This window comes from Paenibacillus solisilvae (assembly GCF_042656405.1).
GTDB classification, from domain to species: domain Bacteria; phylum Bacillota; class Bacilli; order Paenibacillales; family Paenibacillaceae; genus Paenibacillus_Z; species Paenibacillus_Z solisilvae.
Window position 1 is genome coordinate 1 of record NZ_JBHSOW010000092.1, and the last position, 25,512, is coordinate 25,512.

A 25,512-nucleotide genomic window follows, 5' to 3' on the forward strand; every position below is an offset into this window, starting at 1 on the left:
CTTCGCGCCGCTGCTGCGCTCACGGCGCTTCGCGCCGCTGCGCTGCCGGCCGCCTTCGGCTCCGGCAGCTGCGGGCGCGGCGGCGCCGGCGGCATCAGCGCCGCCAGCCGCGCAGCATGCGCAGCCGCGCGCTCCGCAAGCGCGGCCAGCTGCGCCAGTGCGCCGGCTTGCGCGCCAAGCCCGCGCAGCCGTTCGCGCACAGGGGCAGCGGCAGCTTCGCCAGCCGCTGCAGCCCGTTCCGCAAGCGTGTCGATCCACGACAGCGCCCGCTTGCGGTAAACCGCTTTAACTTCCGCGGCAAGCTCGCTGCAGTAATTAATCGTATACTCCCCGCTGAAGCTGGCTCCCGGTTTAACCCGCTGAATGAGCAGCTCCGAATGAACCGAGCCTTGAAACAGCGCAACTAACTCCTGTTCCAATGACTCGCCTCGCCAACCAATCGCATCCGCTGATTTGCGAAGCAAATCAATCAAATGCCACTCGATATCAGCTTTGACATGAGCGGCAAAATCGTCAAAGAACGCTGATAAGCGCCGTTCTTGCTCCGCTGCCGTCTTCGCGCCCGCGAATATAAGACCCGCTTTGAAACCCGGCTTACGGCTTTCAAGAAAATGGTGTGCCAGATCCCGAGTAGCGGCTGGCGTGATGTTGGCATTATCAAGCAGACGCTGCACTTCCATGCGCAGACGCGTCCGCAGGCTATCCACTTCAGCTGCAGATAAAGTCAACTGGGCTTCAAGGTCAGCAATTTCTGCTTTCACCTTCTCCGCTTCTGCTTCACCGCCTGCAGCTTCAAGCAAACGTTCGCGCTCAGGTTCATTTATTTCATCCAGCAGCTTGGCATGCATGCGGACGAGATGGCGGGCAGAAGCATCCACGCTGCAGACCGCAAGCGGTTCACGCAGTTCAGCAAGCAGCTCAAATAAGCCTTCAAGCTTATCGAATTCCGAATAAGGATGATTAGGCTGGCGCAAGGACAGATAGATGATTCCATTCGGCTCCAAATGCCAGTTGGCAAAGCCTTCTTCTACACTTCGTTTATAGTGATCGAAGCTGATTTCGTTCGCCCGATGCTTATCGATTTGATTCACAATCAAGTACAGCGGCTTGCCCCATTCTTTAAGCTGCTTAGCAAACGTAAAATTGATTTCCGACTGAACGTGATTATAATCCATCACGTAAAAAACGACGTCCGCCAAATGGAGCGCCGATTCGGTCGCCATCCGGTGCGCGTCGTCAGTGGAATCAATACCAGGCGTATCAAGCAGCACGGTATGAGTGCCAAGCCTTGGTATTGGATAAGACAAAGAAACGGATTGCACCGTTTCTCCGTCCTTACAATAGTCGTTCACTAGGTTAATGGGTACTTCAAGCTGCTGCGCTTGTCCTTGGACAAGCTTGGTTATGATAGCCTTCGATTCTCCGTTCACGATCTTAACGACATTCGCGCTTGTTGGAATCGGGCTCGACGGTAATAGGTTCGTCCCGCATAACCGATTGACCAGCGTCGACTTGCCTGCTGAGAAGTGACCGCAAAAGGCAACCGTCAATTGGTTCTCCGATATTTTGCCCCGGAGCTCTATTAGCTGCTCTGCATGCTGCTCGTCGCCTGTGCTGACCATGATGGAAGCCATTTCCCCAAGCGATCCGATAAGCGAATGAGCAGCCGTTTCAGTTGGATGGCTCATTTCTCTCTCTCCCCGTATTCTTAACCGTTCTTGTGAAGGTTATTGTTTACACCAGCAGTGCTGCAGGCATGCAAATTTCAAAAACTTCGCCATGCTGCAGAATGGTAATGTTACGCTCTCTTTCTTTCATCACGACACACTCCGGTTTCAAGCGCATACGTTCAATATATTGATCAGGCACGTCTCCTGCTCCACTTACTGTGACGCCTTCAAGAATAATTTCTTCGTTCTCAGCTGGCGGTGCCTCCATAATTTGCTCGTAGATGTCAGAGAACAGCGCGAAGTCTTTCGTGTATACGGAAATGCATTTCATAGTAATCATCCTTTTTAGTTTATTTGTTTGGATTAGGTTTAGCCTTTCGGTTTACAGCAGGTTTCATACGTTGTTTGCCTTCTTTGCAAACATCCAGCAATGGGCATACCGGGCAATTCGGATTTTGTGCTTTACAATGATACCTTCCGAAAAAAATAAGTCGGTGATGCGTATCGGTCCAATGCTCGCGCGGGACAAGCTTCATCAGCTTCTTCTCCACCTCAAGCACGCTATCATCAGCTTTTGCTAGGCCCAATCGTTTGGACACTCGTTCTACATGTGTATCTACAGCAATGGCAGGAACCCCGAATGCGTTCGATACGACGACATTGGCTGTCTTACGCCCAACACCAGGTAACTTTGTCAGCTCTTCATGCTGCTGTGGCACTTCACCGCCATAATTGTCAATCAACATCTGGCTCAGCTTCTGAATATGGGCGGCTTTATTGCGAAATAGGCCTATCCGTCGGATGTCCTGCTCCAGCTCCTCAATGGGAACTGCCAAATAATCAGCAGGAGTTTGGTATTTCTGAAACAAGCTTGCTGTTACCTTGTTGACAGTTTCATCGGTGCATTGCGCTGAAAGCAGAACAGCAATCGTCAATTCAAACGGATTGCGATGATTCAATTCGCAATGTGCATCCGGGAACATCTCTCCCATGACACTTAAAATATGAGACATCTTGTCCTTCGCGTTCAACCGTCTCTCCCCCAATTTGGGCTATCGAATCAAAGTGTAGCGAAAAATGTCACAATAAGCAACCTTAAAAGGCTACATTTTCAAGCTTTTTCATGACACTTTCAACATTTTGAAAAAAAATTGTCCCAGCAGGTAAGCCGGGACAAGGCAGGATGAAGTTGATTACGTGTTTTTAACAATTTCTACTAGTTTATTTTGGTAAAAATAGAGTGTAATTTTATCGCCATCTTTTAACTGTGTAATGGAAACTGGAGTATCGTTTTGTGTAACTTTCGTGCTTGTTGTAACCCCAAAAGTATTTGATTCTGACAGATTAGCCCGTTTAACCGATAGAATGCCCGTCGAGCTGTCATACTTCCAGAATTCCTTGTTGAGTCCGCTTAGGACTGTAATGATAATTTGATCCTTCGAATCTCTCTTAACCTCTACACGGTCACCAGCTTGCAGAGTGCTCGCAGAGCTGCTTGTAACTCCGTTCTTCACTACACTGTAGACGGTTCCGAGCAGCACATCTGAGCTTGCGCCGTTATAGTCCACAATAGTTAGCTTATCAGCCGCTGCAGCAGCAAGACGTCCAACCGTTACCTTGACCGTTTTAAACGATACCGGTGTAGAGCCCATATAATTCAAGTTACCGATTTGACCTGCTGATACGTTAGCAATCGTTACTTTTTCACCATTCTCATTGAAGAAATCCCATGAAAGCGCGGAATATTCTGCAGTGACTTGGCCGCTGCTTTTCAGCTTGAGCTTCTTGCCTGCCGCATCAACCGAAACGACCTCGTATTGAGCAGTTGTTTGCACCTGCAGGGAGACCGCTTTGTCTTGATTCGCATTCAATAATGCGGTAACGGTGTCTCCAACTTTGACATCAGCAAGTGTCGCGTTCGATTTGCCATAGATGTCTACGCTTGGATACTCCAGCGGCAGTGTAATTGTAGTGCCGTTAGACTGGTTTATCGTAACGATATTATTGACTGCATTAATTGAGGTAACCGTTCCTGTATACTTATAAACAAACTGCAGAAGAACGGCTTTATCATCTGTATACCCTAGAGTCAGCTTTCTGTTCTTAACCAGAAAGCTGCTTGAAGCACTCAAGGTCATCGAAGTTCCGTTATAATCGATTTTTGTTTTGTCGGACAAGTAAACAGACACTAAGCCTCCTGACGCAGTTTTAACTAAGAGGGCCTTTGTATCCGCATCGTAGCTGATGATTGAAACTCCGTTTAATACTTGAACTTTACGGTTTACAACTTTAATGGCAGTGACCTGATCATTCTGGTTGAGCGTAAGATCAAGGACATCCCCTTTAATAAGATCGGTCAGCATCGTTCCATTCAGACCTTCGATCGTCACTTCAACTGCATCCGTTACGAACTTCGCTTCAAGCCTCTCTTGTGCTGTTCCTGCGTTCCGCTTGTATTGAATCGTCTTACTGTCCGAACTGGCCGAGTAGAATTCTCCACGAATTGTAGAAGTTGTTACGGTCGATTGCAGGATAACGATCTTCGTTACGACACTGTTTACGACTTCATAAGAAACGGTATCGCCTGCATGAATCTGAGCAACTCCGCCTTCTACGATCGTTCCCTGCCAGATTACATCGGCTTGGGAAGCAACGGGAAACGTTTCTTCCTGGTTCGTGGCAGCATTCAATACTTTAATAGAAGCTGGAGAGGGCTCCACGCTTACGATTTTTCCTTGACCTGTTTTATTCACAGGTGCAGATTGAACCTTAATTGAGATCGCCTGGGGCTCCTTCTGATAAGCGGTGCGGGTAATTTCAATCTTACTATTATTAGGAAGCGAGCTTACCGGAATAACTGCACCGGAAGCATCTTTGACTTCAACTTTATCGTCATAAGAAATCTCCAGCGGTTTCTTCTGTACCAGAATGTACAACAAATGCTCGTCGGGCAGCACGCTGACCAAATCACCGGATATGGTTTCAAGCTGCTGCTTGTCTTCGGCCTGTTCCAGATAAACGACTTTATCGCCGTTTGTGATGAAGGATATTTTAGCATGAAGGACAAGCTTATCCGTGGTCGTCGAACGCTCCGAATCAAAACGTGTTACATACGTATCCGGTGTAAGCTGGTAGGTCATCTCTTTGCTTTCCCCGTACACTTTAATAGAAGAGCCGTCTATAAAAGAAAGTATTCCTGTCGATTGACCAGTGTAATTAACCGGAAATTGACTCTCCGCACGACTGAAGATCGTCGCCAGAGAAGCTCTCGTAGCATAACCTTTTGGATCAAATTTATCGGCTGTGATGCCTTTGACGAGCTGCAGCTGAACCGCTGCATTCACGTAGCCTTTAAATCCAGTGCCGACTTTATCTGCATCTTTGAACGAAACTGCTGTAGAATCAAGGCTTTCAGCCAGCTTCTGCTGTCCGATCGCTCGAATGATCAGCTTCGTAATCCACTCCCGGCTTGCTTTCTGCTCCCCCCAGTTACTGCCTGGATTAGTCTCTGCAAGCTTAAATTCTTGCATCCGGTCAAGTAAACCTAAGTTAAAGGCAAGTACAATGTAGGGTTTAAAGTAGTTGCCTACCTGGAATGTCGGCGGAAAAACAACCGCTTCATCTGTATTTATTTCATTTTCCTTGCCGATGAAACGAACCGCAAGTGTAACGGCCTCCTGTTGCGTAATATTATCATTCGGTTTGAATAGCCCGTTGTTCCCTTTGACGATTCCCTGAAGCGCAAGCTTCGCAATGTGCTTTTCCGCCCAATGACCGGCAGCAACATCACTAAAGCCCGCTATTCCTGCACTGCTGGCATTTGCTGTAGTGCCCCAGACGCAAAGACTTGCAAGTAAGGAGAATATTACAAATGATGACAGTATTCTTGTCCACTTTGTGTGAAGTGACATACTCACGAATCCTTTCGTTTATTGGAATTTTTATTCGGGCTCCAATTACTCGGCTGCCGGTTTCTTAAACGGGTGTTCCAATTCATCATGACCCATCAAACTCTCGACCTGCTCGCCGTCTACGAGAATATCCAGCGAGTCTACGTCATCGAACTGAAACATCGTTTTTTGAATCGATTCCATGGCCAGTTCTTCTCCAGGTGCTCCTAACCGGGCTTCGTCAGGAAGGTGGACATCAATAGTGACTGCTTTACCTTCGACTTTAACATGGAGCAGCTCGACGTTCTTCCAAAGTGACATCTCTCCGCCAGCCCCATCTTTCTGCAGGGCCTTGAATGTCTGTTCGATTTTTTCGTCGCTGCTTGCAAATTCAATTTCGCTTTGCTGCTCTTTAAGAGAAGATAGATCATCATCTGCCGCAACGTATACGTTGACAGTTGCTTTGTCCTTAGCCGGTTCAACCGGCTGAGGCGTATCTTGCCCCTGATTCACAGAAGGCTCTTGCGCGGCATTAGAGCCTTGAGTCGGATCTTCTGTCTTTGCTCCACATGCACTGAGTAACAGGACAACTGCAATCGCCGAAAGCATAAGTATGGATCGTAATGGCATCTGACGTTTCATCGGCACTCTCCTAATTTAATTTCAAATATTCTTTAATTCCTTTAACGATTTCTTCTGCGATCTTATTCTGCTTTGCATCAGAGAAGAGAATCGATGAATCTCCTTTATTAGACAGGTACCCTGCCTCTAGAAGCACAGCAGGCATTGTTGTTTTTTTGATTACGACAAAGCCGGCTTGTCTTACTTTGCGATCCGCAAGACCTGTGCCCGCAACTAAATGCTTATGTAAGACATCTGCAAGAGCTTTGCTGTTTGCACGGTTATAATACGTTTCTGAACCTGATACAGTTCCACTCGAGGCACTATTCGCATGAAAAGAAATAAATAAATCCGCCTTCAGGTCATTCGCGAACATGGCACGGTCATTCAATTCAACGAACGTATCATGTGAACGAGTCAAATAGGGCTTTATCCTTGGTTCTTTATCCAATAGTGCTTTCACTTTCAGCGTAACAGACAAATTATATTCCTTCTCGTGACGTCCATTTACCGAGTAAGCCCCAGGATCTTTAGCGCCATGCCCCGCATCCAATACGACTTTAAACACGCCAGTGCCAGGTTTATCCGGATTCTCTGGAGGCGGAACGACAACCGGACCGGTTACGTCCAAAAGATCGATGCGAACGATATGATCCTCATTCGAGACTTGGAAGTTGGTAGCAGCGCCTAGGTCAAGCACAACCCGGACGGTTGATGGCTTGTCCGAATAATAAGAATATCGAATTTTCTGTAAAGAAGGATGTGTATCAACGACAATTTCTCCAAGCATCGCGCTTGCATTGGAAGTGAAAGCCGGTGTGAATGTAGGGTCGAAATTCATATTTGGCAGATCCACGACGATGCGTTCCGGACTATGCAGAACTTCAGTCTTCACAGTGCCAAACTCACCGTTGTAGGGCAAGTATATGCTTGCTAATCCGTCAAACTCAACAGCCTTAAGCGCAGCTGCAGGACTTTCACTGCCTGGATCCGTAGGTGATCCGCCTGAACCATTGTTTCCATCCGAGCCGTTCCCGGTTCCCGATCCTGAGCCAGGATCCATAGATCCGTTACCGCCATCACCTGATGAAGGAGGTTCTACCTTCTGATAAAGATAGACGGATTTGCTGACCACGTCCCAGAAGACATCAAGTCCAAAGTTTTCGCTAACGAACCGAAGAGGTACCATGGTTGTATTCTTCATGGAAATTGCTGGAACACCCAGTGCGACTTTACTATTATTAACAACTGCGGTCTTGCTGCCGATGGTAAGAACCATGCTGGTTGTCCCATTAGAAATATTCACATTCGGGGATGACCATTCAACATCAAAACCAAGACCTTGCGTAACCGTACGTATCGGCACAAGTGTCGATTGGCCGACAATTTGCGGCTCTGTGGTCGTTTGCAGCTGCTTTCCGTTCAAATAGAGTTTAGGTACGACTGCAGCCCCCACTTCACCCGGGAACAAAGAAACGAACAACGCCAACAACATAATAACGGTTACAAACTTCTTCATCTTTCACCTCGATGACTGATTTTTCGTCTCGAGCATAACGTACAAGCCGATGCCTTCAGACGAATATTAGACGCATGCCGTCAGAAAAAGTTGCGTTTTAAGGGAAAATGTACTAAAATTTTCGCCCAGAAAAAAAGACCCTGGTAAGCCAGGGTCTCCTCGAGATAAGTTCTAGCTATGAATTAATAAGCAACGCGGCTTGCTTCATAAGCTGTGATTTTATCTTCATGCTGAAGTGTCAAACCGATATCGTCAAGACCTTGAAGCAGGAATTGACGGCGGTGCTCGTCCAGATCAAACGAAATTTCAAGACCCGATTGATCTGAAATCTTTTTGTTCTCCAGATCAACAGTCAGCTTATAGCCTTCTGTCGCTGCTGTACGCTGGAACAGCTCTTCCACTTGCTCTTCGCTCAAGCGAATCGGCAAGATGCCGTTCTTGAAGCAGTTGTTGTAGAAGATATCCGCATAAGAAGGCGCGATGACAACTTTAAAGCCATAATCAAGAATGGCCCATGGAGCATGCTCACGGGAAGAACCACAGCCGAAGTTTGCGCGGGAGAGCAGAACTTCAGAGTCTTGATAGCGAGGCTGATTCAGGCTGAATTCAGGAATAACATTGCCTTTCTCATCCCAGCGCCATTCGAAGAACAAGAACTGGCCAAACCCGCTCCGTTCAATACGCTTTAGAAATTGTTTAGGAATAATTGCATCTGTATCGACATTAACGCGGTCAACAGGTGCAACAAGACCGGTTAGTTGTTTAAACTCTTCCATTTCGTGTAACTCCTCTCAATCTTGTTCTCTATTAGTTCAATACTTCGGATTTAACTTTCCAATCACGCACGTCAGTGAATTTACCCATGATTGCAGCAGCTGCAGCCATAGCCGGGGAAACCAGGTGCGTACGTCCATCGCGCCCTTGACGGCCTTCGAAGTTACGGTTGGAAGTCGAAGCACAGCGTTGTCCAGGCTTCAACACGTCCGGATTCATTGCAAGGCACATCGAGCAGCCAGCATCACGCCATTCAAATCCGGCCTCTGTGAAGATTTGATCAAGACCTTCTTTCTCGGCTTGAAGCTTAACACGGCCTGATCCAGGAACGACGATAGCCGTAACACTGTCGCTGACTTTGTAGCCTCTGGCGATTTCAGCAGCTGCGCGAAGATCTTCAATACGTCCGTTCGTACATGAACCGATAAAGACATAGTCAATCGGAATTTCACTCATTGGCGTACCAGGAGTAAGACCCATGTATTCAAGAGCTTTCTCAGCCGCTTTCCGTTCATTCTCAGTTGGCAGCTCCGATGGAACAGGAACATTCTTCGTGATATCTGTACCCATTCCTGGGCTCGTTCCCCAAGTTACTTGCGGAATGAGAGAATCTACGTCAAATTCAACGACTGTATCGTAAGTCGCGCCTTCATCTGTAGGAAGCTGCTTCCAAATCGCAACAGCACGTTCAAAAGCTTCACCTTGCGGTGCGTACTCACGTCCGCGCAGGTAATTGAAGGTTGTTTCATCCGGAGCGATAAGACCCGCGCGCGCGCCGGCTTCGATGGACATATTACAAACCGTCATACGCTCTTCCATGCTTAGCGTACGAATCGCTTCGCCCGTAAATTCCATAACATAGCCGGTACCGAAGTCAGTACCATTCTGCGCGATAACGCCAAGGATCATATCCTTTGCTGTTACGCCTGGTTTACGGCTTCCAACGAAACGGATTTCCATCGTTTTGGCTTTGGATTGCTGCAGACATTGAGTGGCCAATACGTGCTCAACCTCAGATGTTCCGATACCGAATGCAAGGGCGCCAAATGCACCGTGCGTTGAAGTATGGCTGTCACCGCAGACAATCGTTTTACCAGGGTGCGTAAGACCAAGCTCAGGTCCCATAACGTGAACAACACCTTGATCAATGCTGTCAAGATCGAACAGGGTTACGCCAAAATCTTTACAGTTCTGAGTAAGAGTGTCGATTTGCTGCTTGGAAATTGGATCTGTAATGTTGAAACGGTCTTTCGTAGGCACGTTATGATCCATCGTTGCGAATGTCAGATCCGGACGGCGAACTTTACGGCCGGACAAACGAAGTCCTTCAAACGCTTGCGGAGACGTCACTTCATGAACGAGCTGCAAATCGATGTACAAGACACTCGGCTTGCCTGCTTCGGAATGAATGACGTGATTATCCCAAATTTTCTCAAACATTGTTCTTTTCGTCATTGGTATCACCTCATAAGATAAGTTCAATCATTCAACTCTGCTATTCAATGAAACAATCATAGCATTTCTTTCTTCATTGATCCAAGATATAATATCTATAAATGCAATAGGTACGGCCTATGACAGCCAATTGAGGAAAATAATCGTAAAAAGGAGCATCATCCTTCATGGAATTCCGCCAGCTGCAGTATGTGATCCAAATCGCCAAAGAGAAGAACTTCTCCCGCGCTGCCGAGAAGCTGCACATCGCCCAGCCCTCGCTCAGTCAGCAATTATCGAAGCTTGAAAAAGAGATCGGCGTCCTTCTGTTCCGAAGAACGACCAATTCCGTTGAGCTTACCCATGCCGGAGCCGTATTTGTCGCCAAAGCGCAGAGCATACTGGACAATATCGAACAGCTCAAGCAGGAGCTCGACGATCTCGCCCATATGCGTAAAGGAAAGCTTGTGGTCGGCAGTCTTCCGATTACCGGCTCGCATGTTCTTCCGCTTGTACTGCCTGTATTCGGCAAGCTGTACCCCGAAATTGATGTTGTTCTCGTCGAGGACAGCTCCAGCCGTCTTGAGCAGCTGACAGCCAGCGGACAAACCGATCTCAGCCTGCTATCCCTCCCGCTGGACGATCCTTCCCTGGAATGGGTTCCGTTAATTGAGGAGGAAATATGGCTGGCTCTCCCCCATGAGCATCCGCTTGTGAGAATTCAGGAGCCCATCCATATAGCTGATCTGGCATCTGAGCCGTTCATTGTACTCAAGAAAGGTCAGGGATTTCGCCAAATCGCCCTTAAGCTGTGCAATGATGCCGGATTCGAGCCCCGCATCGTATTCGAAAGTTCAAATATAGAAACCGTTCAGTCCCTTGTCGCGGCGGGCATGGGCATTGCTTTCGTGCCAAAAATGATGACACGCGCCAAAACAAGTGAATTTCTGCCGGTTTATTTGCCGATTACCGCTCCATCTCCATCCCGGACCCTTGTCATTGCGAGCCGAAAAGGCCGCTATCTGTCGAAAGCGGCCGAGGCATTTATCGAAACGATGAAGACTACCGTTGAGAATCAATTTAAAGGATGAACGAATGAACTTAGTACAGCTGCGGGCGCCTGTCCTCGAATACAGGAATTTTGGAACGAACTGCATCCACCAGCGACAAATCAATCTCGGCGCGGACAATGCTCTCTTCTTCCGATGCTTCGGCAATGATTTCGCCCCAAGGATCAATCACGAGCGAATGACCGAAGAAATGGCTCGTTCCACTCGTACCGCAGCGGTTGCAGGCGATCACGAACATTTGATTCTCGATTGCCCGTGCCATAAGCAGCGTCCGCCAATGATGCAGCCTTGGACTCGGCCACTGTGCCGGCACGAACAGCAATTTTGCCCCGTTGATGGCCAGCTTGCGCGCAAGCTCTGGAAACCGGATATCGTAACAGATCATCATGCCCGCATCCGTACCAGAAACGTTCAGCTGGCCAAGCTTGTCGCCTGACTGAAGATGTTTTTCCTCATCCATAAGGCGAAAGAGATGGATCTTGGAGTATTGAGCTGTAATTTCACCCTGCTCATTAAATACATAGGTCGTATTATAGACACCGTCCGTGCGTTTCTCCGCAATCGAACCCCCGAATAGTTGGACGTTATGCTCACGGCTGAATGCAGAAAGGAGTTTCTTGGTTCTCTCCCCATTCTCATCGGCCAGCTCATTAATTTGTTCTAAGGCATACCCGGTATTCCACATCTCCGGCAGCATGATCATATCTGGCTTTACTGCATGCTGGATGGCTTCATTCAGTTTTAATTCCAATCTTGTGTAATTCGCATCCGGATTCCCTGCATCCACATGCATTTGCACCAATGCGAGTCGAAATATGCTCCCCATAACAGTCTTCCTCCTACCTATTTTCCCTAATAATAACGTCTCATGGTTCGCTGTCAAGATGGGCAAGGTATATAGGAAGCCATCTTACCTTATCAGAAGGAGACGAAATGATGAAATTAAAACTGATCGCTGTTTTTACACTTGCTTTATGCTTGCTTCTTCCTTATTCGATTGGCGCTGCAGCTGCAATGGACGACGGTTCCGGGCAGCGTCAGGTTCAAGCCTTCGACGTTACAGCCGGGAAAGTAATCAAATCTGTTCCGAACAGCAAGGAATATCAGAAATTCGCCAAGACCTGGCTCGGATCCGTGACCGGACTTTCACCGCAGTTAGGAACTAATGACAAGTGCGGTTATGTGTTCCGTATTCCGCTGGATGAAATTACCACTGTAAAAGCGGGTGCAGAAACGGTCAACACTTCCGATGTATTTTTATTTTACTGCCCCGGCAAGCCGCAGTTATTGCTAATCTTTGACGAAAATAGGAAACCTTATTTACTTCAGTTCACTGCAGATATTAAGCCTTTCCTGAAAGCAATTGATATCAAATAACTATATTATTCTAAAACACTCGAACAGCATACTGGCTCGACACCTATTCCTTGATTATGCTACATTTTACTTTAGGCATAATTTACTCGGAGCCAATATATAGCTGCAAATGGAGTGATAAATATGGATCGAACCAAATCCTTTCAAATTAGCCCGGCAGACCGGATGACCGGTTTGCCGACGCAATTTTTTGCCGGACTTGTACGTAAGGCAAACGCTCAGGTCGCCAAAGGACGGGATGTCATCAATTTGGGGCAAGGCAATCCGGATCAGCCTACACCGCCTCATATCGTTACAGCCCTGCAGGAAGCGGCACCAAACCCCCTCTATCATCGTTACCCGCCTTTCAGCGGATTTCCATTTCTTAAGGAAGCCGTAGCACAGAGGTACAAGGAAGATTACAATGTTGATCTGGACCCCGAGAAAGAAATCGCTATACTCTTCGGGGGCAAAACAGGTCTGATCGAGCTAAGTCAATGTCTGCTTAATCCTGGCGATATATGCCTTGTACCAGACCCTGGATATCCTGACTATTGGTCTGGCGTTGCCCTTGCAGGCGGACGTATGGAATATATGCCGCTAACCGCAGACAACAGCTTCCTCCCTAATTACGACGCGATCTCCACGGCAGTCGCTGATCAAGCGAAGCTGATGTTTATTAATTACCCTAACAATCCGACCGGTGCTGTAGCCGGACCTGATTTCTATGCGAAAACGGTTGATTTCGCCGCTAATCACGGCGTCGTTGTCGCCAGTGACTTTGCGTATGGTGCTATCGGATTTGATGACAAACCGCCGGTGAGCTTCCTTCAAACACCTGGAGCTAAAGAAGTAGGCGTCGAATTCTATACGTTGTCCAAAACCTATAATATGGCTGGCTGGCGCGTTGGCTTTGCCCTTGGCAATCCCGAAATCATATCGCTAATCAATCTTATACAAGATCATTATTACTGCAGTTTGTTTGGCGGCATTCAAGCAGCTGCCGCTGCAGCACTCACAGGTCCGCAGCAATGTGTAACGGATTTAACTGCTACATATGAGAAACGCCGTAATGCGCTCTTTGGTGGGATGGCTAAAATCGGATGGGATGCCCCTAAGCCCGGAGGTTCTTTCTTCTGCTGGCTGCCGGTTCCTAAAGGCCATACCTCCGCTTCATTCTCCGATCTTGTGCTTGAACAAGCCGATGTAGTGGTTGCTCCAGGTATCGGCTTTGGCACACACGGTGAGGGATATGTGAGACTCGGTCTGCTTGCGCCTGAAGCACGTCTGGAAGAAGCTATTTCACGTATTGGAAAACTTCATTTATTCGGCTGACCTATTGGTGTTCCAGTCATTTGCAGCCTTTACATGCCGAGTCAGAACATGGTATGCTTGATGGAATAAATAACAACTGAACATCAACGTATTGATGGGGCCAAGTATGCATAGAACGGCACGCTCAGAGAGTAAATTCAGCTGCTGCAAGAATTTACCGTGACGATTGCAGAAACCAATCCCGGAACGGCCGGCGATGAGTCGGACAGAAGCCTGCTGTTATCAGGTTTATGAAGCGGAACGGCATGTCTTCAAACTTGAAGAACGATAGCCGTTAATAAAGGTGGTACCGCGGAAGTTACACTTTCGTCCTTTCTATATTTTGAGAGGGCGGAAGTGTTTTTATTTTGCCATTGGAGAGGGATAGGTAAGATGACGGAAACGATCGTAGTCAAAATCGGCAGCAGCTCGCTCACATCGGATGAGGGCGGCCTAAACCGCGAAAGAATCGCCTTCTTCTCACATGAGCTTGCAGCGCTTCATGAAGCCGGCTATCAGGTGCTGCTTGTAACCTCTGGCGCAGTCGCCGCCGGCTTCCGCAGAATCGGTTACGAGTCAAGGCCTAAGCTGGTGCATGAGAAACAAGCAGCCGCTGCCGTTGGGCAGGCATTACTGATGCAGGCTTATCAGGAAGCTTTCTCCTCATATGGAGATCATGGCGGTATCGGTGTTGCTCAAATATTGCTTACCCGTGCGGATTTCTCCAACCGGAAACGAATTCAAAATGCACTTATGACGGTCGAAGAACTGCTCAGGCAGCGAACGATTCCCATTATTAATGAGAATGACACGGTGGCCACCGATGAGTTGAAATTTGGTGATAATGATACTTTATCCGCCCTGGTTGCCAACATGGTTAAAGCGAAGCGGCTGATTATATTGACTGATATGGATGGGCTCTACACGGAAGACCCCCGCATTAATCCAAATGCAATTCGAATTGAGCGTGTCGATCAAATCTCAAATGAACTTCTCAGCATCGCCGGAGGCTCCGGCTCCTCTGTCGGAACCGGCGGTATGCGCTCCAAGATTGAAGCAGCCCGCATCGCGATGCGGGGCGGTATTCCGGCTTTCATTGGCCGGGTGCTGGAACCTGGGGATTTGAGGCTCGCTGTCGATAATATTGGCAATGGCACTTATTTTGATACAAGTTCGCATAACTTACCGATGAAGAAACAGTGGCTGGGCTTCCACTCGTTCCCACAAGGAAAAATTATTGTCGACACAGGTGCTCAGAATGCGCTGGTTGAAGGCGGGAAAAGCTTGCTGCCGGCTGGCATTCGTTCCATAGAGGGTGATTTTCATCCCGGTGACGTGGTTGAAGTTATTAACGAACAGCTGGAAACGTTGGGTCGTGGAGTTGTTAATTATGCAGCTTGGCAAATCCAGGCGGTAGCAGGTCTTAGCACGGAGGAAGTCCGAAGACGTGTAGAAGTAAACCGAATTGAAGTTATCCACCGTGACGAATGGGTTACGTTAAAGTCTTAATCGAAATAACTACTTGAAGATTGGGGAGATTACGAATGAGTGAAGTTCGTGGGAAAGCATCGCTGGCCAAACAAGCGGCAGCGACGATGAATCGACTGACTACGGAACAAAAAAATCTTGCCCTCCTGCAAATGGCTGATGCCTTAGTGAAGGAGCAGGCATCCATTGTTGCTGCTAATACTTTGGATATCAAGCGCGGCCGTGAGAATGGGACTAGTGAATCCATGCTGGACCGGTTAACGCTGACTGAGAAGCGTATCCATGCAATGGCTGAAGGGCTGCGTGAAGTCGTACTGCTGCCGGATCCGGTCGGTCGCCTGCTGGAGTCCTTTGACCGTCCGAATGGGCTTCACATCGAGAAATTGTCCGTCCCGCTTGGCGTCATCGGGATGATCTATGAAGCCCGTCCAAATGTGACTGTGGATGCAGCTGCTCTCTGTCTCAAAACCGGCAATGCGGTCGTTCTTCGCGGAGGCTCGGCGGCACTTGAGTCCAACCGCAGAATTATTGAAGTTCTTCGAGCGGCATTGGAGCAAACAGATCTGCCTGCAGAAGCTTTGCAGTTAATCGAAGACCCTAATCGATCCTCTGTAGATGAAATGCTCAAGCTTAACGGTTTGCTTGACGTTATCATTCCGCGCGGGGGCGCTTCGCTGATCAACAACGTCGTCGCTAATGCTACAGTTCCTGTGATTGAGACAGGTGCAGGCATTTGCCACACATACTTCGATGCTAGCGCCGATCCTGCTATGGCTTCAGATATCGCCTTTAATGCAAAAGTACAGCGTCCTTCTGTGTGTAACTCCATGGAGACTCTTCTTGTTCATGATGTCTTCGCTGTACGTTATTTGCGCGATATTGCGGATCGTTTCTTAGCGGCAAATGTCGAGCTGAGAGGCTGCTCACGTACGAAGGAGCTTATTCCAGAGTCAAAAACCGCATCAGAAACAGACTATGCGACGGAATACAATGATTATATTCTTAATATACGGGTTGTAAACGGACTGGATGAGGCGCTTAATCATATCAGCCAATTTAGCACAAAACATTCTGAATGTATTGTCACTGAAGATCAAACGAATGGGGATCGTTTCCTTCTGGAAGTTGATGCGGCAGCCGTTTACCACAATGCATCCACCCGCTTCACGGACGGATTTGAATTCGGATTCGGTGCCGAAATTGGGATTAGTACACAGAAGCTCCATGCTCGCGGCCCGATGGGGCTCCCTTCTCTAACCTCAACGAAATACCGGATACATGGCAGCGGACAAATTCGCGGCTAAGCTAAGATCGCAAGGAAGTATTAAAGAAGTATCACAGAACTTTTAGGAGGTTATACCATGACTCAACTCTCAACATCCGGTGTTATGCCTGAGATTGGCACTTTGCGATTATGTTTCTATGGGGCCGGTTCAATGGCCGAAGCCATTGTTCGGGGCTTGTTAGACCGCGGACTCACGATACCGGATAAAATCGGCATGATGAACCGGCAAAATGCCGAACGCCTGGATGAACTCTCCGGCCGGTATGGAATTATCACAGCAGCCGATGAGGCTTCAAAACAATCGATGCTGCAGAAAGCAGATCTCATTTTTTTGGCAATGAAGCCTAAAGATGCAGCCGAAGCCATTAAGCTGCTGCGAAGCAGCATCAGAGCGGACCAAATTATTGTTTCTTTGGTAGCGGGCATGTCCATTGATACAATCGAATCCTTGCTGCAGAAGAAAACGGCTGTTATTCGTACGATGCCTAATACGTCAAGCACCATCGGACTGGGCGCAACCGGCATCAGTTTCTCAAGTTCGGTTACTGAAGGTCAGAGGCTGCTTGCTGATCAAATGTTTCAATCCATTGGTTTAACGGCTGTAGTCGAGGAGCCGATGCTGGATGTTGTAACCGGTATTTCCGGAAGCGGGCCTGCTTACATCTATTATGTGATGGAAGCAATGATAGAAGCGGGCCGCAAGTTAGGTTTGTCGGAGGAAACCGCCCGCGAATTAACGGTTCAAACGGTGCTCGGGTCCGCTCATATGGTAAGAGCAACGAATGAAACACCCGCTGACTTACGACGCAAAGTAACCTCCCCTAACGGAACGACACAAGCGGCTATTGAAACTTTAGACGCCCATCATTTCACCCAAGCCATTATTGCCGCGGTGAGCCGCGCAGCTGAGCGTGCAGGTGAGATGGGAACTGAAATTGAAAGGGTTGCTAAATCATGAGTGCTCCTGTATGTATAGCCACTTACCGCTGCTTTGATGACAAAGCTGATTTTCATAAGAAAGCACAAGGAATCGCTGTAGGTCTGACCGTCGGCAGTTGGACAGAGCTTCCAGAGGCCCGTAAGGCTGAGATGGAAAAGCATTTGGGACGCGTCATTTCCGTAACTGTGCATGAACCGGCAACCGCCGCGCCAAGTGAACGGTATGCGGATCTCAAAATCGCCTATCCGGATGTCAATTACAGCCGTGATCTCCCTGCACTGCTGGTAACTGTATTCGGCAAGCTTTCCATGGACGGTAAAATCAAGCTGCTCGATTTGGACTTCTCCAGTGATTTCGTTTCTGCTTTTCCAGGACCGAAATTTGGAATTGAAGGTATTCGCACTTTATTAGGGGTGCCGCAGCGCCCGCTTCTGATGAGCATCTTCAAGTCTGTCATCGGCCATGATTTGCCGAATCTTCGCGAACAATTCTATCGCCAAGCGCTTGGCGGCGTTGACCTCATTAAGGATGACGAAATTTTGTTTGAGAATCCATTGACTCCGCTTGAGAAACGTGTTGAGGCCTGTATGGCTGCCGCCAGGCTAGCACAAGCAGAAACCGGGCAGAAGCTGCTCTATGCAGTAAACCTTACCGGTTCAACTTCAAAGCTTGCCGCAAATGCAAAGCGCGCGATCGCATCCGGAGCAAACGCCCTGCTCTTCAATGTGCTGGCTTACGGCTATGATGCTCTGCATGAACTAAGCAGCGATCCCGAAATAACAGTACCGATCGCCGCTCATCCCGCGATCGCAGGTGCCTTCTACCCTTCACCGCACTATGGCATTGCAGCGCCGCTGCTGCTCGGTAAGCTTATGCGTCTCGCGGGTGCAGACCTCGTCCTCTTCCCTTCGCCGTACGGCTCAGTCGTGATGCCGAAGGAAGAGAATTTAGCGGTTCAAGCTGCCCTTATCGATTCATCAATACCTGTACGTTCCAGCTTCCCTGTCCCATCAGCCGGAATTCATCCGGGACTGGTTCCGCTTATCCTGCGTGACTTCGGACAAGATGTTGTCGTCAATGCCGGAGGCGGCATACATGGACACCCGCAGGGAACAGCAGCTGGAGGACATGCCTTCCGTCAGGCAATCCAGGCTGCTCTGGCCGGCATTTCATTACCGGAAGCCGCCGCACAGCCCGGCAACGAGGCGCTTCAAGCCGCGATAGACAGCTGGGGGTACAAAGAATGAGCGAGCAAGCCCTCCGCACAATAGACAACAAGAAGAATCGCGTCATTTTTTGTGATTTTGACGGAACGATTACAGAGAACGATAACATCATCGCCATTATCCGCCATTTTAACCCGCCTGGCTGGGAAGCGATCGTGAACGATATCGTCGGTCAGCGCAAATCCATTCGTCAAGGCGTCGGGGAGCTGTTCCGCTTACTTCCTGCTTCAAGGAAACGGGAAGTTGTGGATTATGCCATATCGAACGCTCGCATCCGCAGCGGATTTGCCGATCTTCTTGAATATTGCAAAACAAACAATATTGAATTCTACGTGACGAGCGGCGGAATTGACTTCTTCGTCTATCCCCTGCTCTCGCCATTTGGTATACAGGCCGAACATATCTACTGTAATGGAAGTGATTTCAGCGGCGAGCAAATCGAGATTACATGGCCTCACGCTTGCGAAAGCCATTGTAAAAACGACTGCGGCATGTGTAAAACGACCATCATCCGCCGCTTTCAGCCGGAGAGCTATTCCCGTATCCTGATCGGTGATAGTGTTACAGATTTTGAGGGTGCGAAGATCGCAGATGTTGTTTTTGCGCGATCACATCTCATCTTGAAATGCAGGGAGCTCGGTTTGGATTTTCATGAATTTGAAACCTTCCATGATGTACTTGATGTAATTAAACAACAAGAGGAGGACGTGAACTAACATGTCATTTGGGGATATCTCATTAGAGGATAAGCAGCGCGCCCTGCAGGAGCTGAGTGAAGTGAAAAGCTTGTTCGCTTCTCGCGGCTGGTTTCCGGGCACAAGCGGCAATCTGTCGATCCGCGTAGGCGATTTCACGCCTGAACAATTCGATTTTGCTATTACAGCCAGCGGCAAGGATAAGTCGCTGTCCACGCCGGAAGACTTCCTGTTCGTCGATCAGGACGGGAAGCCAAGCGAGCTGACGAAGCTGAAGCCCTCTGCCGAAACGCTGATTCATTGCGAAATCTACCGTCAGACCGGGTGCGGAGCTATTTTTCATATCCACACTGTCTTCAACAGTATCGTTTCGGAACTGTTCTGGGAACGCAAATCTATCCCCGTCGATGGAGTAGAGCTGATTAAAGCCTTCAACATCTGGGATGAAGAGGCGCATATTGATATTCCGATTGTATCGAATTTCGCCCATATCCCAAGCATCGTTCCTGAAGTAACACAGCGTCTTGACCCCCGGATTCCCGGAATTATGCTGCGAAAGCACGGCATTTATGCTTGGGGAGCCAACGCTTTCGAGGCTAAACGTCATCTCGAAGCATTCGAGTTTCTTTTTGAATATGTGTACCGGTGGGAGCTTCTAAATAGAAAAGCGTAACCTACAGCTCGTTCCACCTGCAGGGACGATGCAGAAAAGGCAGTGTAAGACGGTCTCAAAAGATCGTCCTGCACTGCCTTTACTATATATTAATGCCAATCCCGATAAATGGAGAGCTTACTTCTTTCGCTTTCGCTTCGATACGCCCAACTGCTGGGCTGCCAATACGGCCAGCTCTATTTTATTGATATTCAAGCAATGCTCTTCCGTGATTTCAAACACCGCAGGAAGAGGCAGAGTTTGCAGAAAGGCACGTACCTGCTTAACATTCGAGAACCAATCTCCGGGCTGGACCGGCTTTACCGGAATATCGCCCCAGGCCTCCCCTAACTCCGGGCTGTATAATGGCGCTGCCCCTTTGTTTAACCGGCTCCCCGTCAGCTTCTGGACATAGGGCGCCCATTCATTACTGACAGCAGCATGTTTAGTATATAAATGAGGCGCATAATCCGCCCGTGAGCCAGAGTGATGCACCGCTCGAACGAACGCATGCACCCCTATTCTAACCTGCGGCACCCCGAATAAGATCGCATATAGGCTTTTTCCAAACTCAATCCGCTCATGAAGCTCACTGAAATTCTCCAGAATCAAGCCGGCGAGCTGCAATTCTCCGGTATTTTGAGAGCCGTACGGCATAATCACCGCATTGGTTTGCAGCGGCGCCTGAAGCTGAAATACGAGCTTATCCAGCACTTGCTTTCGGTAATATTCGTCTTGAACGATCCTGCCTTCAATGACGTTCTGCTCATTCACAATAAGAGCTGTCGTTAGCAGAGCTGAATCTCCCCGCTGCCAAAAATGCGTCCAAACAGGCTTCATAAACCGTGAAACGCCGAATACCGGCAATAAGTCGCTCAAATCAAGCCCAGCCCTCTTACCTGCCTCATATAGCAGCAGCTGAGGATAGGCATCATAAAAAATAAGTGCATTTATCCTCTCCAAGAGTTCAAAAATCCTGCTTCTCTCTTCTTCCGTAAGCAGCCTGGGCAGCAGCTCCCCCTTCAAATCCGTCATGTTCCATCCGCCATTTCGCGATACGACGTGAGCGAGAAGTGCCCAATGCAGCTCCGGACAGCGAAAATAAACCGCACGATACGCCTCCGTACGCGTCACATTATTGCGATTCGCCTGCTCCGTTTCAATTTGAATCCTATAGATGAGCGCTCGCTCGGCCTCCTCTTTCCTGCTCGAAGGGGCATCTGCCGCGGTGTTAGATTGGGCTGACCATTCAGTCACCAGCTCCTCTACAAATTCCTTGCGAAGCGTCAGCAGATTTGCAGTGAGTGACAATCGATGCGAAGCCTGTCGCGAGCGTCGTTTCGAAGCAGCGAGCTGAAAGAGCTGCGGCGGAATCCGCATCATCATTCTAATGCCGCCGGCCAGAAGCTTGAGTACTGCGTGTCCTCGACCGGATTTCCACTCCATCAGCCCGCTTCTCCTCTCTATCGATCCCTTTACGTTCAGTATTGACAAGCCTTTCTACAATTAGCCATTCAACCAGAGGGCTCGGACATTGTATAATAGACGCAAAGCAAAATGGAAAGGATTCGATGCTCGAATGTGCGGAAGATACACCATTACAGTATCACTTGAAGAGCTCATGCTGCGCTATTGGATCGGGGATACGAATATTCCCTTTCACCAGCCCAAATATAACGTCGCCCCCGGACAGATGATCCTGGCGATTGTGAATGACGGAGAAAAGAACCGGCTCGGAGAGCTCAAATGGGGTCTTGTCCCTTCTTGGGCGGATGATCCGAAGATCGGCAATAAAATGCTTAATGCCCGTTCAGAGACCGTATGGGAAAAGCCTGCCTTCAAGAAGCTTATCCAGCGCAAACGCTGCATCATTCCCGCAGACGGATTCTATGAGTGGCAGAAACGGGATTCCGGCAAACAGCCGATGCGAATCGCTCATCGTGACCGCAGTCTTTTCAGCATGGCAGGGTTATATGACACATGGGTCACTCCGGAGGGAAATAAATTAAGCACATGCACAATCTTGACAACAGAACCCAATGAACTGATGGCCCCCATCCATAATCGCATGCCGGTAATTCTAAAGACTGAGGATGAACGGAGCTGGCTGGACCGATCATTGCACAATCAAGCTCATCTAAATTCACTTCTTCGTCCTTATCCGGACGCGCTGCTGGAAGCCTATCCGGTAACAAGTGCCGTCGGTAATGCAGCTATGGATGACCCCATCTGCATTAAACCGCTGGCCGCTGAATCGTAACCTACAAAAAAACCGCTGATCAATAATGATCAGCGGAACATGGCCCACAGCTTAATGAGATGAAGCGTATTATTCGGATCAATCCGGGAACCGAGTACGAATTGAATAAGCTGTTCTTCCTGAGCTTCCGAGAGAGACTCCTGCAGAATGCCGGCTGCTGTGCGCACAAGACGCTTCACCTTCGTTCGATCCTGCAAATCATATTTGGTCAAGCCATTCGTCACTTGCTTAATCCTATCTTTCGTAACCGGGTTCTTCATCTTCGTCTTCACACGTTCAACAAGCTCCGGCTTAATCCCGTATTTCGTGTAGCTCATATCGGTCAAGCACCTCCGCCTTGGCTTTTTAAGCCATACGTTGTACTATATGCCGAACAGCCTGAGAAAAGAAACTAGTCCAATAAATCCCCTTGAAAAAGTTGATCCTTCTTCAAGATACCCCGAAGTCTCGCAAAAGGGGCTTCCGACCAGAAATCAGCACTTGCCGTAAGCTCGGCAGCATCATCACGCGCCTGCTCTAAGATTTCGAAATCGGCTGCCATATCCGCTAATTTGAAATCCGGCACGCCGCTTTGCTTGGTCCCGAAGAAATCACCCGGCCCCCTGAGCTCCAGGTCACGCCTGGCTACCTCAAAGCCATCGTCCGTCTCGGTCATCACCTTCATTCTCTCTCGCCCGGTCTCAGACTTGGGGTCTGCGATCAGTACGCAATAAGATTGATGGGCCCCCCGGCCAACACGTCCGCGGAGCTGGTGAAGCTGGGATAATCCGAATCGCTCAGCATCCATGATGATCATCAGTGTTGCATTAGGCACATCCACCCCTACCTCGACAACGGTAGTCGCAACAAGGACATGCACCTCATTTCTGCCGAATGCCCCCATCACTTCATCTTTCTCTGATGCGGATAACCTGCCGTGAAGCAGTCCTATACGCATATCCGGAAAAGCCTGCCCAATCTGAATATGCAGATCAATCGCATTCTGAACATCCAGCTTCTCAGATTCCTCAATCAGCGGACAGATAAAATAAGCCTGCTGCCCGTTATCTACCTCTCTTCGAATGAACCCGAGCACCCGATCAAGCATACCGTGCTTCACCCAATAGGTCTTAATGGGCTTACGGCCCTGGGGCCTCTCACGAAGCGTAGATACGTCCAAATCGCCAAATGCCGTAATGGCAAGCGTCCTTGGGATCGGTGTCGCTGTCATTGTCAATACGTCCGGATTGACGCCTTTATGCCTTAGAATGCTTCTTTGATTAACACCAAAGCGATGCTGTTCGTCCGTTACAACAAGGCTCAAGCTGCGAAAATTTACACCTTCTTGAATAATTGCATGCGTGCCAACAACCACATCAATAAGTCCCATTTGAAGTCCTGCAAGAATATCCCGTCTTCGGCGCTCGCCCATACTTCCGGTCAGCAGACCTACTTCGAGCCCAACCTCAGCGAACAGTTTCTGCAAAGATCGCAGATGCTGTTCAGCCAGTATTTCCGTCGGCACCATCAAAGCACCCTGATGGCCCGCTTTTACGGCAGCAAATAATGCAATAGCTGCCACAACGGTCTTCCCTGAGCCTACATCACCCTGGAGAAGCCTGTTCATACAATAGGGCTGACGCAGGTCAGTTAGAATCTCGTTCACGACTTTCTTCTGTGAATCGGTTAATTCAAATGGCAGGGTCCGCACAAAGACCCGAATGGACTCCGCATCTACAACATGAGGCGTACCGTCCATTCTCTTTCGATTCAGAGACCGATAGGCTTGAAGCTTCAATTGAAATAAGAACAGTTCTTCATAGACCAATCGTCTCCTGGCAGCTTGTCCGGCACTCGTATCCTCCGGATGATGTATATGGGTGACAGCCTCCCGCCTTGGCATCAACTGATATTTGTCCATTAAGACAAGAGGCAGCATTTCCTCCATCATAGGGCCGTACTGCTGAAGCGCTTGTCCGATGATTTTACGAATCCAGGGCTGCGTAATACTCCCGCCAACCGAATAGACCGGCTGCAGCGAACCCGCACGGGCAGAGCCGCTATCCGGAAACTCAGAATTCGAGACCGTCATCTGAAGACGCTGCTGCTCCCACTTGCCGGTTAATATGATTTCGCGGCCAAGCGTCAGCTGATCCTGCAGATAATGTCTGTTGAACCATACGGCTGTCAACAAGACACCGTCTACGGCAACCTTGCACGTTAACCGATTCTTCGCTCGTCCATATCGCTGCAGGATCGGGTTGCCCACTATCGTACCTTGGACAGTTCCTTTCTCTCCGCTCTTCGTCTCCGCAAGACTTCGAATACGATAATCCTCGTATCGAAATGGAAAATAGTCCAACAGATCCGCAATCGTGTGAATGCCAAAGGCGTGAAGCTCTAATTCTTTCTGAGCACTCACGCCTCTCATCTGCCGAACCGGTATTTGATCCAGTTTCATCATGACAACCTCACACCCGGTTTATGAATAATGCGGCAGTTCCGGGACCGACATGCGTACCGATAACCGCTCCGATCTCCGTCTGCCTGATATTGCGTATTTGAAGATGGGTTTGCGCCAGAGCGGCAAGCTCCAGTGCAATCTCGCTCTTATGCGTCCAGGCTACGGTCATTTCTACCGGATCAGCCCCAAACTCCTGTTTGAACAGTTCCATGATTCTCTGCATCGCTTTTTTGGTTCCCCTTACTTTATCAACAGCAGTAACCTCACCGTCGTCATCTAAAGTAAGGATAGGCTTTACGTTCAGGATCGAGCCAAATAAAGCGGCGGCTTTGCCGATTCTGCCGCCTTTCTGGAGATATTCCAGCGTATCTACCAGGAAGAACAGCTTTTTATCTTTTTTTAAACGTTCAATTTCCGTCAGAATTGCTTCCTTGGACTTTCCCGCTGCTGCCATTTCCGCCGCCCTCACAACCAGCATGCCGGCGCCGTAGGAGGCGGATTTCGTATCGATCACCGTAATATCGCTGTCGCTTGGCTCCTCAAGCAGCGTAGAGCCCAGAAGAGCTGACTGATAGGTCCCGCTAACTGCCGATGACAAATGCAAGGAGATAATGGGAGAACCTGGATGCTTCTGCAAAATTCGCTGGTACGTTTCCAAAAATTCCACTGGCGAAGGCTGTGAGGTCGTAGGCAGAGTGGACGACGCAATAAGCTTCTCATAAAATTGATTATTGCTGATCGAGACCGCATCCAGATACGATTCCTCGCCAAACATCACTTTTAGGGATACCATTTCAATACCGAGCTGTTCACGGACACGTTTAGGAATATCCGCTGTACTGTCCGTCACAATTTTGACCGTGCTCATAACGTCA

General features: G+C 48.8%; 23 protein-coding genes. 10 read left to right on the forward strand and 13 right to left on the reverse strand.

All coding sequences use genetic code 11. The annotated features are described in order from the left end of the window. The 8 genes from ACFPYJ_RS23795 to leuC all read right to left on the reverse strand — a co-directional run. Window positions 1-1,688: dynamin family protein (locus ACFPYJ_RS23795; protein WP_379190719.1), on the reverse strand; the 1,688-nt coding region annotated here is incomplete at its 3' end. A 46-nt stretch (window positions 1,689-1,734) separates the two neighbouring features. Beyond that, window positions 1,735-2,001 (reverse strand): NAD/NADP transhydrogenase alpha subunit, encoded by a 267-nt coding sequence (locus ACFPYJ_RS23800; RefSeq protein WP_379190720.1) that lies wholly within the window; start codon window positions 1,999-2,001, stop codon window positions 1,735-1,737. Window positions 2,002-2,020: 19 nt separating this feature from the next. Then, window positions 2,021-2,683, reverse strand: coding sequence for an endonuclease III (gene nth / locus ACFPYJ_RS23805; RefSeq protein ID WP_379190875.1), 663 nt, complete (start codon window positions 2,681-2,683; stop codon window positions 2,021-2,023). Between the two features lie 180 nt (window positions 2,684-2,863). Continuing rightward, window positions 2,864-5,581 carry an S-layer homology domain-containing protein gene (locus ACFPYJ_RS23810; protein WP_379190721.1) on the reverse strand — a complete coding sequence of 906 codons (2,718 nt, stop codon included), beginning with the start codon at window positions 5,579-5,581 and terminating at the stop codon, window positions 2,864-2,866. A 45-nt stretch (window positions 5,582-5,626) separates the two neighbouring features. Next, entirely contained in the window at window positions 5,627-6,202 is a 576-nt protein-coding gene (locus tag ACFPYJ_RS23815; protein ID WP_379190722.1) for a GerMN domain-containing protein, read from the reverse strand. Between the two features lie 10 nt (window positions 6,203-6,212). Continuing rightward, window positions 6,213-7,700, reverse strand: a complete 1,488-nt coding sequence (locus tag ACFPYJ_RS23820) for an N-acetylmuramoyl-L-alanine amidase (RefSeq protein WP_379190723.1) — start codon at window positions 7,698-7,700, stop codon at window positions 6,213-6,215. 182 nt (window positions 7,701-7,882) lie between these two features. Next, window positions 7,883-8,476 carry a 3-isopropylmalate dehydratase small subunit gene (gene leuD / locus ACFPYJ_RS23825; RefSeq protein WP_379190724.1) on the reverse strand — a complete coding sequence of 198 codons (594 nt, stop codon included), beginning with the start codon at window positions 8,474-8,476 and terminating at the stop codon, window positions 7,883-7,885. Window positions 8,477-8,507: 31 nt separating this feature from the next. Beyond that, window positions 8,508-9,929, reverse strand: coding sequence for a 3-isopropylmalate dehydratase large subunit (leuC, locus tag ACFPYJ_RS23830; protein ID WP_379190725.1), 1,422 nt, complete (start codon window positions 9,927-9,929; stop codon window positions 8,508-8,510). 167 nt (window positions 9,930-10,096) lie between these two features. Between leuC and ACFPYJ_RS23835 the strand changes: the two genes are divergently transcribed. Next, window positions 10,097-10,999 carry a LysR family transcriptional regulator gene (locus tag ACFPYJ_RS23835; protein ID WP_379190726.1) on the forward strand — a complete coding sequence of 301 codons (903 nt, stop codon included), beginning with the start codon at window positions 10,097-10,099 and terminating at the stop codon, window positions 10,997-10,999. Window positions 11,000-11,009: 10 nt separating this feature from the next. On the opposite strand, the gene ACFPYJ_RS23840 is transcribed toward ACFPYJ_RS23835, so the two are convergent. Next, entirely contained in the window at window positions 11,010-11,804 is a 795-nt protein-coding gene (locus ACFPYJ_RS23840) for a carbon-nitrogen family hydrolase (RefSeq protein ID WP_379190727.1), read from the reverse strand. A gap of 110 nt (window positions 11,805-11,914) precedes the next feature. On the opposite strand from ACFPYJ_RS23840, the gene ACFPYJ_RS23845 reads away from it, so the two are divergent. From ACFPYJ_RS23845 to mtnB, 8 genes are all read left to right on the forward strand, one after another. Beyond that, complete coding sequence (locus ACFPYJ_RS23845; protein WP_379190728.1) at window positions 11,915-12,355, forward strand: hypothetical protein; 441 nt, start codon at window positions 11,915-11,917, stop codon at window positions 12,353-12,355. Window positions 12,356-12,478: 123 nt separating this feature from the next. Continuing rightward, complete coding sequence (locus ACFPYJ_RS23850; RefSeq protein ID WP_379190729.1) at window positions 12,479-13,669, forward strand: pyridoxal phosphate-dependent aminotransferase; 1,191 nt, start codon at window positions 12,479-12,481, stop codon at window positions 13,667-13,669. A 372-nt stretch (window positions 13,670-14,041) separates the two neighbouring features. Then, window positions 14,042-15,157 (forward strand): glutamate 5-kinase, encoded by a 1,116-nt coding sequence (gene proB / locus ACFPYJ_RS23855; protein ID WP_379190730.1) that lies wholly within the window; start codon window positions 14,042-14,044, stop codon window positions 15,155-15,157. Between the two features lie 35 nt (window positions 15,158-15,192). After that, window positions 15,193-16,440 carry a glutamate-5-semialdehyde dehydrogenase gene (locus ACFPYJ_RS23860; protein ID WP_379190731.1) on the forward strand — a complete coding sequence of 416 codons (1,248 nt, stop codon included), beginning with the start codon at window positions 15,193-15,195 and terminating at the stop codon, window positions 16,438-16,440. A gap of 57 nt (window positions 16,441-16,497) precedes the next feature. Continuing rightward, window positions 16,498-17,379 carry a pyrroline-5-carboxylate reductase gene (gene proC / locus ACFPYJ_RS23865; RefSeq protein ID WP_379190732.1) on the forward strand — a complete coding sequence of 294 codons (882 nt, stop codon included), beginning with the start codon at window positions 16,498-16,500 and terminating at the stop codon, window positions 17,377-17,379. After that, window positions 17,376-18,608 carry a 2,3-diketo-5-methylthiopentyl-1-phosphate enolase gene (locus tag ACFPYJ_RS23870; protein WP_379190733.1) on the forward strand — a complete coding sequence of 411 codons (1,233 nt, stop codon included), beginning with the start codon at window positions 17,376-17,378 and terminating at the stop codon, window positions 18,606-18,608. Before proC ends, ACFPYJ_RS23870 begins: the two co-directional genes overlap by 4 nt. Beyond that, entirely contained in the window at window positions 18,605-19,303 is a 699-nt protein-coding gene (locus ACFPYJ_RS23875) for a 2-hydroxy-3-keto-5-methylthiopentenyl-1-phosphate phosphatase (protein ID WP_379190734.1), read from the forward strand. The genes ACFPYJ_RS23870 and ACFPYJ_RS23875 overlap by 4 nt, the downstream gene beginning before the upstream one ends. Window position 19,304: 1 nt before the next feature. Next, window positions 19,305-19,955, forward strand: coding sequence for a methylthioribulose 1-phosphate dehydratase (mtnB, locus tag ACFPYJ_RS23880; protein WP_379190735.1), 651 nt, complete (start codon window positions 19,305-19,307; stop codon window positions 19,953-19,955). A gap of 117 nt (window positions 19,956-20,072) precedes the next feature. On the opposite strand, the gene ACFPYJ_RS23885 is transcribed toward mtnB, so the two are convergent. Beyond that, window positions 20,073-21,380: a DUF2515 family protein gene (locus ACFPYJ_RS23885; protein ID WP_379190736.1), complete on the reverse strand. Its 1,308-nt coding sequence runs from the start codon at window positions 21,378-21,380 to the stop codon at window positions 20,073-20,075. Between the two features lie 133 nt (window positions 21,381-21,513). Between ACFPYJ_RS23885 and ACFPYJ_RS23890 the strand changes: the two genes are divergently transcribed. Beyond that, window positions 21,514-22,194, forward strand: a complete 681-nt coding sequence (locus tag ACFPYJ_RS23890; protein WP_379190876.1) for an SOS response-associated peptidase — start codon at window positions 21,514-21,516, stop codon at window positions 22,192-22,194. A gap of 29 nt (window positions 22,195-22,223) precedes the next feature. Here ACFPYJ_RS23890 and ACFPYJ_RS23895 read toward each other — a convergent pair whose 3' ends face one another. The 3 genes from ACFPYJ_RS23895 to ACFPYJ_RS23905 form a co-directional block, all read right to left on the reverse strand. Further along, window positions 22,224-22,511 carry a stage VI sporulation protein F gene (locus ACFPYJ_RS23895; protein ID WP_379190737.1) on the reverse strand — a complete coding sequence of 96 codons (288 nt, stop codon included), beginning with the start codon at window positions 22,509-22,511 and terminating at the stop codon, window positions 22,224-22,226. 74 nt (window positions 22,512-22,585) lie between these two features. Further along, complete coding sequence (gene recG / locus ACFPYJ_RS23900; RefSeq protein WP_379190877.1) at window positions 22,586-24,634, reverse strand: ATP-dependent DNA helicase RecG; 2,049 nt, start codon at window positions 24,632-24,634, stop codon at window positions 22,586-22,588. 10 nt (window positions 24,635-24,644) lie between these two features. Next, complete coding sequence (locus ACFPYJ_RS23905; protein ID WP_379190738.1) at window positions 24,645-25,505, reverse strand: DegV family protein; 861 nt, start codon at window positions 25,503-25,505, stop codon at window positions 24,645-24,647. Window positions 25,506-25,512 lie beyond the last annotated feature (7 nt).